The sequence below is a fragment of the Halorubrum ejinorense genome (assembly GCF_039522565.1).
In the GTDB taxonomy this organism is placed as follows: domain Archaea; phylum Halobacteriota; class Halobacteria; order Halobacteriales; family Haloferacaceae; genus Halorubrum; species Halorubrum ejinorense.
Genome location: NZ_BAAADQ010000001.1, coordinates 317,750 through 332,947, shown reverse-complemented (window position 1 = coordinate 332,947; position 15,198 = coordinate 317,750). Strand labels below are relative to the sequence as shown.

General features: G+C 70.4%; 13 protein-coding genes. 6 read left to right on the top strand and 7 right to left on the bottom strand.

Annotation, left to right across the window (positions count from 1 at the left end):
• Positions 1–64 precede the first annotated feature (64 nt).
• Positions 65–427, bottom strand: a complete 363-nt coding sequence (locus ABDZ89_RS01740; protein WP_343776087.1) for a TRAM domain-containing protein — start codon at positions 425–427, stop codon at positions 65–67.
• Positions 428–629: 202 nt separating this feature from the next.
• On the opposite strand from ABDZ89_RS01740, the gene ABDZ89_RS01735 reads away from it, so the two are divergent.
• Complete coding sequence (locus ABDZ89_RS01735; protein ID WP_343776086.1) at positions 630–2,972, top strand: DEAD/DEAH box helicase; 2,343 nt, start codon at positions 630–632, stop codon at positions 2,970–2,972.
• 1 nt (position 2,973) lies between these two features.
• On the opposite strand, the gene ABDZ89_RS01730 is transcribed toward ABDZ89_RS01735, so the two are convergent.
• Entirely contained in the window at positions 2,974–4,323 is a 1,350-nt protein-coding gene (locus ABDZ89_RS01730; RefSeq protein WP_343776084.1) for a putative ATP-dependent zinc protease, read from the bottom strand.
• A gap of 131 nt (positions 4,324–4,454) precedes the next feature.
• On the opposite strand from ABDZ89_RS01730, the gene ABDZ89_RS01725 reads away from it, so the two are divergent.
• A complete protein-coding gene (locus ABDZ89_RS01725) occupies positions 4,455–5,222 on the top strand; it encodes a topoisomerase DNA-binding C4 zinc finger domain-containing protein (RefSeq protein ID WP_343776082.1) in 768 nt (255 codons plus the stop codon).
• An 8-nt stretch (positions 5,223–5,230) separates the two neighbouring features.
• Here the strand turns inward: ABDZ89_RS01725 and ABDZ89_RS01720 are convergent, their stop codons facing one another.
• The 3 genes from ABDZ89_RS01720 to ABDZ89_RS01710 form a co-directional block, all read right to left on the bottom strand.
• Positions 5,231–6,217, bottom strand: coding sequence for a tyrosine--tRNA ligase (locus tag ABDZ89_RS01720; RefSeq protein ID WP_343776080.1), 987 nt, complete (start codon positions 6,215–6,217; stop codon positions 5,231–5,233).
• 89 nt (positions 6,218–6,306) lie between these two features.
• Positions 6,307–8,355 carry a DUF460 domain-containing protein gene (locus tag ABDZ89_RS01715; protein ID WP_343776078.1) on the bottom strand — a complete coding sequence of 683 codons (2,049 nt, stop codon included), beginning with the start codon at positions 8,353–8,355 and terminating at the stop codon, positions 6,307–6,309.
• Positions 8,356–8,431: 76 nt separating this feature from the next.
• Complete coding sequence (locus ABDZ89_RS01710; protein WP_343776076.1) at positions 8,432–9,631, bottom strand: CBS domain-containing protein; 1,200 nt, start codon at positions 9,629–9,631, stop codon at positions 8,432–8,434.
• A 55-nt stretch (positions 9,632–9,686) separates the two neighbouring features.
• On the opposite strand from ABDZ89_RS01710, the gene ABDZ89_RS01705 reads away from it, so the two are divergent.
• Entirely contained in the window at positions 9,687–10,067 is a 381-nt protein-coding gene (locus ABDZ89_RS01705; RefSeq protein ID WP_343776074.1) for a cupin domain-containing protein, read from the top strand.
• Between the two features lie 18 nt (positions 10,068–10,085).
• On the opposite strand, the gene ABDZ89_RS01700 is transcribed toward ABDZ89_RS01705, so the two are convergent.
• Complete coding sequence (locus tag ABDZ89_RS01700) at positions 10,086–10,889, bottom strand: M14 family metallopeptidase (RefSeq protein WP_343776072.1); 804 nt, start codon at positions 10,887–10,889, stop codon at positions 10,086–10,088.
• A gap of 108 nt (positions 10,890–10,997) precedes the next feature.
• Entirely contained in the window at positions 10,998–11,564 is a 567-nt protein-coding gene (locus tag ABDZ89_RS01695; RefSeq protein WP_343776070.1) for a DUF309 domain-containing protein, read from the bottom strand.
• 160 nt (positions 11,565–11,724) lie between these two features.
• Here ABDZ89_RS01695 and ABDZ89_RS01690 point away from each other — a divergent pair, with 160 nt between their 5' ends.
• The 3 genes from ABDZ89_RS01690 (at position 11,725) to ABDZ89_RS01680 (ending at position 15,148) form a co-directional block, all read left to right on the top strand.
• On the top strand, positions 11,725–12,642 hold the full coding sequence (locus ABDZ89_RS01690) for an EamA family transporter (protein WP_343776068.1): 918 nt from the start codon (positions 11,725–11,727) through the stop codon (positions 12,640–12,642).
• 60 nt (positions 12,643–12,702) lie between these two features.
• Entirely contained in the window at positions 12,703–13,767 is a 1,065-nt protein-coding gene (locus tag ABDZ89_RS01685) for a PAS domain-containing sensor histidine kinase (protein ID WP_343776066.1), read from the top strand.
• Positions 13,768–13,930: 163 nt separating this feature from the next.
• Complete coding sequence (locus tag ABDZ89_RS01680; protein ID WP_343776065.1) at positions 13,931–15,148, top strand: endonuclease/exonuclease/phosphatase family protein; 1,218 nt, start codon at positions 13,931–13,933, stop codon at positions 15,146–15,148.
• The last annotated feature ends 50 nt before the right edge of the window (positions 15,149–15,198 follow it).

The following is a 15,198-nucleotide window of genomic DNA, read 5'->3' as shown; positions in this document are numbered from 1 at the left end:
TATGAACCTCCGGTTCGGCGAGGAAGTGGTCCGGGCGGTGACCGCGCGTCTCCGTCCGCTCGGCCTACGCCCGTCCGACGAAGGTCGCGTCGGCGGAGGTTCGCCCCTCGTTGAAGGATAGCACCTTCGCGCGGATCACGTCGCCCGGCTCGAGGCCGCCGGGGACGTCCTCGGTGAACACGACGAACCCCTCGACTTTCCCGACGGCGACCTCGTCCCCGGAGTGGTGGTCGGTGAGCTCCGTCACGCCGAACTCGTAGGTCTCGCCGATCTCGACGGGCGCGTCGCGCTTCTGGGCGGCCTCGTGAGCGCGCTTCGACTCGCGCGCCTCGGCCGACGGGCCGCGGAGCCGGCGGACGAGCACGAACAGCGCGAGCAGCGCGACCGCGACGGCGACACCGATCACGACCGGCGACGAGGGAAGCATACCCGTTCGGTCGGTCGCGGTCACCTAAACGGTGGGGGTCTCCGACGGCGCGATCGCCGCCGACCGCCGTCGCGAGCGCCACGCCGCGCACGGCCGCCCCGTCCCGCCCGTATGAGAAACGCCTTTGCCCCCGAGGCCCTCCCGTCGATCCGATGCGACACAGCCGCGGTTCCCGACGACTCGCACACGGGTGTGGTGTGCCGTGAAGGTCGCGGACGCGGTGCCGGAGTTCGCCGACGCCTTCGGGTTCGAGGAGTTCAATCGGATGCAACGCGAGGCGCTGCCGGGCATTCTCGAGACCGACCACAACGTCGTCGCGTCGGCGCCGACGGCCTCCGGGAAGACGGCGCTCGCCGAGCTCGCGATCTGTAAGACCCTCTCCGAGGGCGGGACCGCCCTGTTCGTCGCGCCCCTGCGCGCGCTCACCAACGAGAAGGAGAGCGAGTGGGAGCGGTTCGAGGAGCTGGGCTACTCCGTCTACGTCGTCTCCGGCGAGCGCGACCTGAACCCCCGCCGCGCCGAGCGCGCGGACGTGCTGGTGACGACCCCGGAGAAGGCGGACAGCGCGACGCGGAAACACGACTCGGCGCGCTACTCGTTCATCACCGACGTGGACTGCGTCGTCATCGACGAGGTCCACCTGCTCGACTCCGAGAAGCGCGGCGCCGTGCTGGAGGTCACCGTCTCGCGGCTCCGCCGGCTCCAGGACCCGCGCGTCGTCGCGCTCTCGGCGACGATGCCGAACATCGACGACGTGGCCGAGTGGCTCGACGCGCCCGCGGAGACGACGTACGCGTTCGGGGACGAGTACCGCCCCGTCGACTTAGAGACCGGCGTGAAGACGTACTCGCACGGCTCGAACGCGTTCGCCGACAAGTACCGCCGGCTCTACCGCGCGCTCGACTTAGCCGAGCCGCACGTCCGGGAAGACGGGCAGGCGCTCGTCTTCGTCTCCTCCCGACAGGACACGGTCCAGGCCGCCAAGAAGGCGCGCGACGAGATCACGGAGCGCGACATCCCGATCGACTCGCGGGACGACTACGACTTCCACAACGAGGCCACGGAGCTGACGAACGACACGCTCCGTCAGTCGGTCACCGACGGCGTCGGCTTCCATCACGCCGGCCTCGGGAAAGACGACCGCGACCGCGTCGAGGAGTGGTTCAAACAGGGGAAGATCAAGTTCCTCTTCTCGACGTCGACGCTCGCGTGGGGGGTGAACCTCCCGGCGCGCTGCGTCGTCATCCGCGACACGAAGTACCACGACCCGCTGGAGGGAGAGACGGACATCTCGCCGTTGGACGTGCTCCAGATGCTCGGCCGCGCCGGCCGCCCGGAGTACGACGACGTGGGGTACGGCTGGGTGGTCTGTGACCGCGCGGACGCCGACAAGTACCGGAAACTGCTCCGCGAGGGCAAAGCGATCGAATCTCGACTGGCGGCCGAACTGGAGTCGCACCTCAACGCCGAGATCGCGATGGGGACGATCCGCGGGTTAGAGGACGTGATGGCGTGGTTAGAGACCACCTTCTACTACGTCCGCGCGGCGTCGCAGCCGGAGCAGTACGACTTCTCCACGCTGCGCGACCGCGTCCGCGACACGCTCGAATCGCTCGTCGACGACGGGTTCGTCGCGGCCGACGACGACCTCGCGATCGAACCGACCGCGCTGGGGCGACTCGCATCGAAGTACTACATGCGGCTCGACACCGCCCGCCGGTTCCGCGCGCTCGCCGACCGGGACTCCATGGCGGTCGACTCGGTGTTGGAGACGGTCGCGGCCGCCGGCGAGTTCGACTCGGTCTCGGCGCGCTCGGCCGAGTCGGACGCGATCGACCGGATCCTCGACGGCCGCGACACCGACCTCGAAGACGGCCACCGCAAGGTGTTCGCCATCCTGCTCGCCGGGATGAACGACTCCATCCCGAGCGACCTGCGCTCGGACGCGTGGGTGATCCGACAGAACGCGCTCCGCCTGCTGGCCGCGCTCGCCGAGTTCCTCGACCGCTTCGCCGGCCCGCGCGCCGCCAACCTCGCCCGCCGCGTCGAGGCGCGCGTCGAACACGGCGTCTCCCGCGAGGCGGTCGCGCTCACGGCGATCGAGGGGGTCGGCTCCGGGCGCGCCGAGCGCCTCGCGGACGCCGACCTCACCTCACCCGTCGACGTCGTCGACGGCGGCCCCGAGACGCTCTCCGGCGCCGGCATGAGCGACTCCGTCGCCGAGCGGGTCGTCGACGCCGCCCGCGACTGCCCGCGGGTCGACGTCGACTGGGGGGACTTCCCCGAGGCCATCGCGGTCGGCGAAAACGAGATGTGCGAGGTCGGCGTCGCCGCCGTCTCCGGGAGCGCCCGCGCCGGGATCCGCGTCACGGTCAACGACGTGGAGATGAGCGCGACGACGACGTACCTCGACGGGGAGGCGACGGTCCCGGTCGGCGTGTTCGGGCCGCCGGACGCCGACGAACTGGAGTTCGTCGTCGAGGTCAGCTTCCCCGACCTGCCGCTCCTGCCCGTCCGGGCGGCGCGGACGGTCAGGGTCGAGTAGGTCACTCCTCGCGCTCCCGCTTCGTGACGTCCACGTGGTACCCGTCGAGAACGTCCCGCCCGAGCAGCACGGGATAGTTCATGTGACTCCGGTTCTCGACGCTCGCGGTCACGGTCTGCCAGCGGCTCCCGATCTTCACGTCGATCTCGACGAGCGGGCGCCGCTGTCGCTTCCGCTGTGATCCGGACTTCACGCGGACCGTCTTGAGTATCGGCCCGGCGCCGGTCTCGGCGGCGACGTCGAAGTCGATGCTCGTCCGCCGGGCGCCGGTGTCCGACTTGGCGACCACGTCGACCGCCCGCCGGCCCGCGCTCACCGTCACAGCTTCGGTGTAGCCGATCGTCATCGACTCCTCCGGCTCCGGATCGATCGAGGGCTTACAGTCGGGGACCGAATCGTCCAGAACCGACGCGAGGGACGTGACGCGATCGCGGTCGACGCTGCCGCCGCCCCGCTCGATGGCGAGCGCGGCGATGGACGGTGCCGGACTGATCCCCGTCGCCTCGAAGAGCCCCTTGAATCCCGCCGTCACGTTCACCTCAAGTACGTACCAGGTGCCGTCGCGACACAACAGGTCGACGCCGGCGTAGTCGAGGCCGAGCACGTCGGCCGCCTCTCGTGAGAGCCGCGCCGCCTCCTCGGGCAAGTCGGCGGTGAAATCTTCGACCTCGCCGCCGACGGCGACGTTCGTCCGCCACTCGTCCGACGGCGCGTACCGTTTCATCGCGCCGACGACGCGGTCGCCGACGACGTACGCGCGGACGTCGAACGGCCGCTCGGTGCCGGTGTCGATAAACTCCTGTAAAAACGCCCGACGGCGAGCGATATGCGGAGCGACGGTATCGTCCGCGCCCACGATCGCCATCCGATTCCCGTTCGTCCCGATCGCGGACTTGTGGACCGCCTTCTCGCTCGTGAGGCGGCTCCCCTCGTTGATCGTTCGTCGGCTGAATGCGATGTACGCGTCCGGAACCGGAATCCCCGCCGTCGCGAGTCTCGCCGCGGTCCCGTACTTGTGAAGCGCTCGGACGACGACCTCGGGCGGGTTCAACACCGCGCGGGACGCGGCGTACGCCGTCGCGATCCCGAGGTCGTCCAACGGCTCGGCGGCCTTCGTCATCAGCAGTCGGTTCGCGACGACCTCCACGTCGGGGTCGAATCGGAGACGCTCGTCTTCGATCCACGACCTGGTGTTCTCCTCGCGGAGCCAGACCGGCTCGTGGCCCAACGCCCGGACGGCGTTGAGGATCGCTTTGGTCTCTTTGCTGTTGTGGAAACTCAACACGCCCACCCGAACGGGGGACGCTCCGTCGGCCGTCACCGACGGGTCCGAATCAGATCCCTCCCTCATATCTGCCCTCCCAGAGCGATCTTGCTAAGTTAACCACACAATACCCGCCGTAAAGAGCGCGATCGGCCGCCCGGCCGCGCGGAGCGGCTCACCGCCGACCGCTTAAACGGGAGAACGGGGCAACCCGCCCTATGCCGCAACGACTCCGCGTACTCGCAGGCGACTGTCAGGTGACCGACCGCGGCGACCGAACGCGCACCCACCGCGGGCGCGTCGTGGTCCTCATCAAGCCCGACGACACCACGCTCGTCCACGACGCCGACGGCTACCAGCCGGTCGCGTGGCTCACGCGCCCCGAGAGCGTCGTCGTCGAGGGCGACGAAGAGGGGTTCACCGTCACCGCCCGCGACGGCTCCCGGCGGCTCCGCGTCGTCGCAGAGGAGGCGACAGCGAGCCGGGCGCTCCCCGTCACCGAGGCGGGCACGCCGGTCGGTACCTGTCCCGACGACGGCGGGCCGCTCGTGCGCTCGCGCGGCGACGTGGTCTGTCTCGACTGCGAGACGCGGCGGGGACTGCCCGCGGGGGCGAGCGTCACGGACGCGACCTGCGACGACTGCGGGCTGCCGAAGATCCGCGTCGAGCGCGGCGAGCCGTTCCACCTCTGTCTCGACCCCGCCTGCGACCCGATGGAAGACGCCGTCAGCGACCGGTTCGACGCGGTCTGGGACTGTCCCGACTGCGAGGGCGACCTCGCCGTCCGCTCCGCGCCCGGCCGCGTCTACCTCGGCTGCGAGAACTACCCCGGCTGCGAGACGACGTTCTCGTTCCCGGCGGGCGTCGTCGTCGACGAGTGCGACTGCGGGCTCCCGGTCTTCGAGACGGCCGCCGGACGGAGCTGTCTGGACGGGAGCTGCCCGGCCGGCAGTCACGCGACGCAGCGAAAAGCGAACTCCGAGTAGCGACCGGCCTACTCGGCGAGCTGCTGGCGCCCCGGCGCGATGAGGCGGTCGAGGTACTCGGCGAGCGCCCCCTTCGCGTCCGCGGGGTGGAGCTCGCCGGACTCCAACTCCGCTTCGAGGGCCTCGTAGTCGTCGTACTCTAAGTCGCCGCCGTACTCCTCGGGCCGCTCGACGACGACGGAGTCGAACCGGGGGAACACGTGGTACTCGAACACCTGGAGGACGGGGTTCTCGCGGTCGGCGCCGTCCTCGGTCGGTTCGGGGTCCGCGGTCGGCGGGCAGTAGGCGTCGTTCACCTTCGACTCGATGTCTTCGCGCGAGTCCTCCATCGAGATGGTGACGCCCTCGCTGGAGGACATCTTCCCGCGGCCGGTGCCGAGGTCGGCGATCAGCGGCGTGTGGAGGCTCGTCGGCGGCTCGCGCTCGATGCTCGGTAACACGTCGCGAGCGAGCATGTGGACCTTGCGCTGTTCCATCCCGCCGACCGCGAGGTCGACGCCGAGGTACGGGATGTCGAGCGCCTGCATCAGCGGGTAGACGGCCTGCGACACCTTCACCGAGTCGCCCGAGCTGATCTCGGCCATCGCCCGCTCCGCCCGCGCGAGCGTCGTCTCCAGCTCCAAGGCGTGGAGGTCGAGCGTGTAGTCGTCGTCGAGCTGGAAGTCGGAGCCGAGCACGAACTGCGTGTTCGACTCGTCGAGCCCGTACGCGATGAACTGGTCGCGCATCCGCTCTGCGGTGTGGCGGATCTCCTCGAACGAGCCCTTGTCGTTGAGGTACGCGTGAACGTCGGCGAGGAGGACCGTCACCTCGAAGCCCGCCTCCTGGAGGTCGATGAGCTTGTTCGCGGTGAGCATGTGACCGATGTGGAGCACGCCCGAGGGCTCGTAGCCGACGTACGCCCGCTTGCCCTCGGGGTCGTCGGCCAGCGCCTCGATCTCCGCCTCGGTGACCACCTCGGCCGCGTTCCGGGTGATCAGCTCGTGAGCGTCCATACCTCCGAGTGTGCGTTACCGGACATATGACTTCTGGATGCGTGCCGACGACTCACGCGGAGCGCCGCCGCCCCGGCCCCGCTCGCCGCTCACTCCTCCGTCTCGGGGAGCGTGCGGCCCGCGCGGTGTTCCGAGATGATCCGGTCGATCCGCTCGGCCTTCTCGTCGCGGCGACGCTGCTCGGCGCGCTCCTCCCAGTCGGCGACGGCGTCGGCGAGGTCGTCCTCGTTCGCGACCGCCAGCTCGTCGACCTCTCGGATCGGCACCGCGTCGGCCGGGACCACCGGGACTCCGCGTTCGAACAGCACCTCGTCGGCCACGTCCGAGAGGTTCCCCTCGTCGCGGATCACCGCCCGCGGCTCCGTCTCGGCGAGCCGCTCCGCGGTCCGGCGGCCGGCGCCCGACGGGTCTCTGAGGTAGACGACGTCGCCCGCGACGAGCCCGTACGCCTCGTCGGCCGCGTCGAGGGCGTCGAGCGTGAACTGCTCGACGACCTTCACGCTGACGAGCCCGCGTCCCTCGGCGACGTCACCGAAATTCGAGTGGTCGAGCCGCCACAGCTCCTTCAGCGTCTCCACCTTTCGTTCGAGGTCGGCGACGCGTTCCTGCGCCTCGTCGCGCTCGCGTTCCAACCGGTCCGTCTCGCGCTCCAGCCGCGAGACCGCCCGTCGCGTGCGGGCCTCGATCCGCTCTTCGCGTTTCGCCTCCTCTAGCTCCGACTCCAGCTCTTCGACCCGCTCGTCGCGCTCGTCGAGGTCGTCCTCCAGCGACTCCGCGTGCGACTCCAGCCGGTCGACGCGCTCGCGGAGCCGCCGGATCGTCTCCTCCTCCTCGGTGCGCTCGGGCTCGGTCGGGTCGGGCTCGTCCTCGTCGCCCCCGTCGCCCCCGCCGTCGTCGGTCTCGCGGAGGTCCTCGATGACGGCCTCGACCGACGAGCCGCCCGCGACGACCCCGGCGATCACCGCCTCGCGGTCGAGCCGCGGCGGCGTCTTCGCCGCGATCCGGTCGAACTGGTCCTCGTGGTCGTCGTAGGCGTACAGCGCCGCCGCCAGCGCGTCCCGCTCGTGGTCGTTCGCGTAGTTCGCCTCTCGGGCCCGATGGAGCTTCTCGTCGACCGGGAGGTCGGTCGTGGGCTGCCAGCCGGCGGCGTCGAACGACCGTCGGAACTTCTCGACGGTCTCCGGCATCGGCTCCACGTCGGCGGCGACGATGATCGGCCGCCCCTGCTCGACGATCCACGCCGTCACGTCGGCGGTGTCGGCGGTGCGCGACGAGTACAGCGCGTGGACGGTGCCGTCGAGGCCGACGACGGCCGCCGCGGTGGTGGTGCCGGGGTCGATCCCGACGATAACGCGGTCGCGCCGCTTCACGAGCGGCTCGTACTCGATGCCGTCGCGCCGCTCGCGCTCGACCTCGACGCGCACGTCGCCCGCCCGAGAGTTCGAGACGGGGATGTCCTCCGGGCGCGCCTCGACGGTGAACGTCGCGTTCGCGAAGCCGCCGTACTTCTCGGTCACGTCGCGCTCGAACGAGAGGTTCGCCTCCTTGAGCTTCGACTGGACCTGTCGCGTCCGCTTCCTGACGTTGCCGTGGATCCGGCGGGTGTAGCGGTCCTGGCTCCACCCGCCCTTTCCGGTCGAGCGCCCCCGCGACACCTTCACCGTCGTCTCGTCGGTGAACGCGGTCACCTCGTGGCCGACGTTGGCCGCCGCGAGCCGCGCCGACGCCTCGGCCTCCTTCATCGGTTTCTTGCCGTAGGGGATCCCGTGTCGGGAGGCGACCCGCGAGAGCGGTTCCGGCCGCTCCGCGCCGGTCACCTGGACCAGTCGGGTGCCGTCGGGCAGCGACCGGAGAAACCCGACGAGCTCCCCCTTGTCGGCCGCCAGCTCGTAGGCGTTGTCGGTGGCGACGTAGAGGGGTTCGCGGTCGTCGATCAGCCGGCAGAGCTTCCGGAAGGAGACCACGTCGCGGGTGACCCGAGCCATCGGCCCGTCGGCGTCGGGGGCGTCCTCGTCGTCCTCGTCGACGGGGTCCAGAATGACGAGCGCGTAGGAGGGGCTGTCGCCGCGGACGTCGCCGCTGTGGACGTCGACGCCGAACACCGGCCGGTCGCGGGCGCGGATGGTCCGGGTTGTCACGTGCCGAGGTAGGTCGTTGCCGCGTATATACCCCACGCCGGGGGGTTCGGTCGGCCGACGTCGAGCGGCCGAGCGGTCAGAACACGCCGGGGCCGTCCTCGACCCCCTGGCGGCCGCTGATGACGCCCGGCGTCCCGCCGGTCTGGATGATGTTGAACGCGGTCATCAGGTCCGACCGCGAGATGAGTCCGACGAGCTCCCCGTCGGCGTCGACGACCGCGAGCCGACCGACCCCGCTCTCTTGCATCGTCTGGAGCGCGCTCAACGCGTCGGCGTTCGGGGCGACGGCGACGATGTCGGTCGCCATCACGTCGTCGACGCGGTAGGCGTCGCGCTCGACGTCGCGGACCGACCGCGCGTCTTCTAAGGTCACCATCCCGACGAGTTCGTCCCCGTCGAGGACGGGGTAGCCGGTGTGACGCTCCGTGAACATCCGATTCATCAGCTCGGCGACGGAGGTGTCCTCGCTCACCGTGTGGAGGTCCTCGCGGCTGGTCATCACGTCGCCGACGGTGACGTCCTCGAAGACGGCCTTCAGCGTCGTCTGCTGGGCCTCGCCGGAGGCGGCGATGTAAATGAAGAAGGCGAGCACGATCAACAGGAGCTGGAAGGTGAACAGCCCGATGATCCCCATCAGGAACGCGAACACCTTCCCAACGGAGGCGGCCCGCTGGGTCGCCTGCGCGTGCGGCTGGTTCCGCGCGAGCAGCGCCCGGAGGACCCGGCCGCCGTCCATCGGGAACGCGGGCAGCATGTTGAAGACGGCGAGGACGACGTTCAACAGCGCGAGGTAGCCGAAGACGAAGAGGGCGGCGTTCACTCCGACGGAGCCCCCCGTCCCGGCGGGCAGGACGAAGACGACCCCGAAACACGCGACCCCGACCGCGACGCTGACCAGGGGTCCGGCGATCGCGATCCAGAACTCGTGTTTCCAGTCTTCGGGGAACTCTTTGAAGCTGGCGAGGCCGCCGAGCAGCCACAGGGTGATCGACTCGATCTCGTACCCGTACCGCATCGCGACCAGCGAGTGCCCGAACTCGTGGAGCAACACGCCGACGAACAGCCCGATAGCGGCCGCCAGCCCGAGCAGCCACGGCGCGGGCCCCGACGCGAGCACGGCCGCGTCGATCCCGATCCCCCCTGCCTCGTTCATCACCTCCACGATAGTACCCACCTCCCCGCCGATGAGGTACGCGAACAGCGGTAAGACGATCAGAAACGTCCAGTTGAGCCTGATCGGAATGCCGAACGCGCTCCCGATCTTGATTCCACGCATGCCAACCGGTTCGGTCGGTGATCGCTTAAATACACGGGCACCGTCACGGACGACCATGAGCGACACAGCAGACCTCGGGCCGATCGTGAAACGCGGGGACGAAGTCACGGCAGAGCCGGTCGACGCCGCCGAAGGGCTCTCGAAGGCCGTCCTCATCGACGAGTCAGACGGCGCGCCGCACTTCGCGATGCGACGCTTCGAACTCGCGGCGGGCGCCGAGGTTCCGCGTCACACCAACGCGGTCGAACACGAGCAGTACGTCCTCGCCGGCGAGTACGTCGTCGGAATCGGCGACACGGAACACGCGGTCTCGCCCGGCGACGCCCTGTTGATCCCCGCGGGCGCCGAACACTGGTACCGGAACGAGGGCGACGAGGCCGGCGCGTTCATCTGCGTGGTGCCGAACGGCGACGACACGATCGAACTCGTCGAGTAGCGGGGGCGTCCCGGCGTCTCACTCCAGCGTGCCGACCCGGTCGGCGACGTAGCCGAACTGGTCGCGGTAGCCGTTCGGCGAGAGCAAGACCGGGTAGAACGGCTCGTCGGCGAGCAGCGGTTCGCCGTCGGCGGCCGCGAACCGCTCGCCGGCGGCGACGCGCTCGAAGTTGTGTGCGAACACCTCGTAGCTGTCGGCGGCGGGCTTCGGGATCCGCTCGCGGAGTCGGAACACCGCGACGTCCTCCCGGCCGCCGGCGTCCAGCACGTCGTCGGCGCCGGGCGCGGAGATCGCGCCGGTCGCCGCGAGGAACGCCCGGGACAGCCAGTAGGCGTTGTCGGCGGCGGCGTCGGAGCCCTGGAGCCCGGCCTCCACTTCGAGCGTGTGCGGGTGTTCGATGAGCCTCCCCTCGGTGAACGCGTCGGTCTGTATCACGGCGTCGACCGGGAGGTGCGGCGCGACGGCGCGGGTCACCTCGTCCATCGAGTCGACGACGGCGAACGGCCCGGCGTACGACTGCGTCGAGTGGATCGCGAGCGTCGTACAGCCGTCGAGCGCGTCGACCAGGTCGGCCGCGAGCCGCACCTCGTGTGCCGCTCCGTCGGGGTTCCCCGGGAACGCCCGGTTGAGGTCCGCGTCGAGGTACCGCTCGCCGGCGGCGAGCGCCGCCTCGTTGGCGACGATCAGCCGCACCGGTCGCTCGACCTCGAGGTCGGCGTCGACCAGCCGCTCGACGGCCCGGGGTCCACAGGGCTCGTCGCCGTGGATCCCGCCGACCACGGCGACCTCCGGGTCGCCGTCGCCCAAGTCGTGAATCTCCATACGGCTCACAGGTAGGCGGCGGATAAGTGGCGTTCGGATCGCCGGCGCTCCGCGCGGTCGTGCCGCCGCCTCTCCGCCGGGGATCGGAACCCGCGTCTTCAGCCCGCCTCAGTGGCTCTCTTCGAGCCGCTCCGCGTACTCGTAGTCGGCCGGATACGCCGCGGTCCGCGCGTCGTCGAGGCGGATCTGCCAGTCGTCGACCGCGCTCGGGTCGTCGAGCGCGGCCCGGAGGGTCTCACGAACGTCGTCGACGTCGACCCCGTAGAAGTCCCCCGGGACGCCGTCGAGGTACTGGAGGGCCGTCTCGAACAGCGACCGCATCCCCGCGTCGCTCTCGAAGTCGACGCGCTTGTACGCGCCGGCGGCGACCTGAACCATCCCGTGGAGGAAGGCGCTCTCGACGGTGCCCCGCCCGTAGTTGTACCACTCGTCTTCGAAGCAGTCGTGGCTCTCGTGGTAGGCGCCGTCGTTGAACAGCCGAACGCCGTGTTCGGTCGCCCGCCGGAGCGTGGCGTGCTCCCAGTAGCCGCCGGCGAGCCGGGCGTCGCCGGCTGACCCGGCGTCGTCACCCCGGTCCGATTCGTCAGCCCGGTCCGGTCCGTCGCCGCCCGCGTGCCACCCGGTCGGGTCCCCGAGCGGCGGGGCGACGCCGGGGTCCCGGGTGTGCTCGTCCATGCGAAGCCGTCTCGCGCCCAGCGACCTAACCGTTTCGCGGTCCGCGGGTCGCACCGCTCGCGACCGCGGCCGCTCTCGGTCGCGCTCCTCGGCCGCGCTCGGCCCGCGGGACGCGACCGGACCGAACCCTTCTTTCGGCGACCCGCCCTCGGGCCGGACGATGGACCTCGGACTCCTCTTCGCGATCGGGGCCGCGCTCGTCTGGGGCGTGTACGTCTTCGCGCTCAAGCGGCTCTTCTCCGACTACCCGCCCGCGGGGGTCACGGTGCTGATCAACGCGTCGGCGCTCGCGTGGTTCCTCCCGGTGACCGCCGCGACGACCGACGGCGACGTGGCGGCGCTCGCGACCGATCCGGTCGGCGCGCCCGGGCGGATCGCGCGGTCGCTCGCGGCGGTCGACCCCGTCTCAGTCGCCGTCGTCGCCGGCACCGCGGCGGCGACCGCGGCCGCCTTCGTGCTCTTCCTCCGGGCGATAGAGGGCGGTGACCTCTCGTACGTGATGCCGATCAACAAGGTCGTCCCGATGTTCGTGCTCCCGCTCGAGGTGCTGTTGCTCGGGCAGGTGCTGGCGCCGATCCAGATCGCCGGCGCCGTCGTCGCCACGGCGGCCGTCTACGTCGCGAACTACGAGCCGGGGAGCCTGCTCGCGCCGCTCGTCAGCGCCGTCCACTCTCGACCCGCCCAGCTCGCCGTCGTGAGCGCGGCGTGTTACGCCGTCGCCGACCTCGGCAAGCGCGTGGCGCTCCAGGAGCTCGCGATCCCCGGCACGCTGTGGGTCCCGCTGCTCCTCGTCGGCGTCGGGGTCATCCTGCTGCCGGCCGCGGTCCGGAACCCGGCAGCCGTGACCCGGCGCGACGCGCCGAAGTTCCTCGCCGCCGGCGCGCTCGTCGCGCTCGGCGAACACCTGACGACCGTCGCGTTCGCGTCGCTCCCCGCGAGCGTCGCCTCGCCGGTGATCAACACTCAGGCGATCGTCGCCGTCGTGCTCGGGGGGATCATCCTCGGCGAGCGCTACTTCCGGATCCGCCTCCTCGCCGCCCTGCTCGCCGTCGTCGGCGTGACGATGATCGCGCTTTGAGCGCCCGCCGGTTTTGCCGCCACCCGGAGGACACTTGAGCGACGGGCCCGTGCCTAGGCCATGGACACCGCGCCGGATTCCGCGCCGATCGACCGCGCCGAGTCGATCGTGAACGCGCTCGGCGACGGGGCGTACGTCCTCGACGCCGACCGGAACCGGGTGTTCGTCAACGACCGGCTCCGCGAGGTGACCGGCTTCGACGAGGCGGTCCTCCACGGGAAACACCCGGAGCGGATCGTCGAGGCCGGACACTGGCCCGCGGAGATGGGCGAGCGATACCGAGACGCCGTCGAACCCGTCCTCGCGGGCGAGTCGGAAGACGAGCGCGTCCAACTCACGACGACGCTCGGCGACGGGACGGAGGTGACCACCGAGACGCGACTGTCACCCATCGAACGCGACGGACGCGTCGTCGGCGCGGTCGGGGTCATCCGCGACGTCACGGACCGGGTCGAACGCGAGCGCGAGCTCCGGCGGCTCAACGAGCGGCTCGAACGCCTCGCCGGCTTCCTCTCCCACGACCTCCGGAACCCCCTCTCGGTCGCCCGCGGGTACGTCGAACTCGCCCGCGAGACCGACAGCACGGAGCGGCTCGCCGCCGCGGAGGAGGCGCTCGACCGGATCGAGACGATGATCGACGAGGCGCTCGTGATGGCCCGCGACCCGGCCGAGGTCGAGACCGAGGACGCCGCCGTCGACCTCGACGACCTCGCGAGCGACTGCCTGGAGTCGGGCGACTTCGGCGCCACCCCGTCCGACGCCGACGTCGTCGTCGAGGACCCCGGACCGGTCGTCGGCGACCCGACGCTCCTCCGCCGCGCGGTCGGGAACCTGATCGGCAACGCCTTCGACCACGCCGGCGACGCGCCGAAGGTGCGGATCGGCGTCGACGACCGAGGCCTGTACGTCGCCGACGACGGACCGGGACTGCCCGACGCCGACGGTGGGCCCGCCGACGCGTCGTCTGGGTTGACCGCGTTCGGCGTTTCGAAGGGGGGTGGCACCGGCATCGGCCTCGCCATCGTCGAGCGCGTCGCGGCCGCCCACGGCTGGACGCTGGAGGTCGGCGAGTCGTCGGCCGGCGGTTTTCGTGCGACGCTGGTCGGCGCTCGGTCGGCGGACTGAGCCGCCACGACCGAACCACCCGACGGACCGAACCGTTCGTCCTCGAAGACCGCTCCTCACGAACGAGAGCGTTCGCCGGCAGCACTGATTACACCGACGCAGTAGTCAATTAATTTATGTATAATAAAAAATTTAACATCCTACAAATGAAATTCGTGTTCGCATGCCACAACCAAGCTCACGGCGGAGCGTTCTGAAGGCGATCGGCGCGACGGTGACGCTCTCGGGCGTCGCGGGGACCGCGGCGGCCCGCGGGAAGCCGTCGACGCCGCGGTACGCCGCGTTCAACGTCGTCAATCTGGGGACGGAGCAGGTCCAGACTCCCGGCGACGACCAGGCGGAGGCGGCCGCCCGCGTGGTACAGGAAGTCGACCCGGACGTGCTCGTCGTGAACGAGCTCGCGAACAACGAGCAGGAGGCGACGGTCGAGAACAGCGACGACGACGACGTGAACGTTCCCACGGACCGGACGAACATCGAGGCGTTCGTCGACAACTACCTCAGCGTCCCGCAGCGTGAGGGTCTCGACGGCATCGAGTACGACCACACCCTCCAGCCGGAGAGCAACACCGGGCTCCTGCCGGACACCGACTACGACTTCAACAAGGACGGCGAGGCCGGCGAGCGCCCCGGCGACGCCTTCGGATTCGGGTTCTATCCGGGCCAGTACGCCTTCGGCATCGCGAGCAAGATTCCGTTCGACGAGGGCGCGATCCGCTCGTTCCAGGAGTTCCTGTGGGCGGACATGCCGGACAACCTCATCCCGCTCGCCGACGACGACGGGGTCGACACGAGCGAGGGTAACATCTACCTGACCGAGGACGAACTGGGCGCGTTCCGGCTCTCCTCGAAGACGCACATCGACGTGCCGTTCGACGTCGACGGCGAAGTCGTCCACGGGCTGTTCTCGCACCCGACGCCGACGGGATTCGACGCCGCGAACAACTTCAACGGTCGCTGGAACCACGACGAGAACCGGTTCTGGGCCGAATACGTCGCCGGCGAGGACTACATCTACGACGACTCCGGAACCGAGGGCGGCCTCGACGACGACGCATCCTACGTCCTCCTCGGCGACATGAACGCCGGCCCCGGCGACGAACCGCTCGACCCGGCCCGGAAGTTCTTCATCGAGAACGAGGACTTCAACAGCCGGAGCCGTCCCACGAGTCCGGGCGGCGCACAGCGCGGGAACCCCTACGCGACGGCCGAGTTCGGCGGCGGGGCCACCGTGGACTGGGTCCTGCCCTCGCCGGACCTGTCGCTGCGCTCGTCGTCCGTGGTCTGGCCGAGTTCGAACGCGAACAAGCGCGGGCTCAGCGACGCGGCCGAAGAGGCCTCCGACCACCGGCTCGTCTGGGCCGACATCGCGACGAAGTAGCTCCTCGACGCGGGGCGCGCCGCGAGGGCCGGCGCGGAAACCGGTGGTTT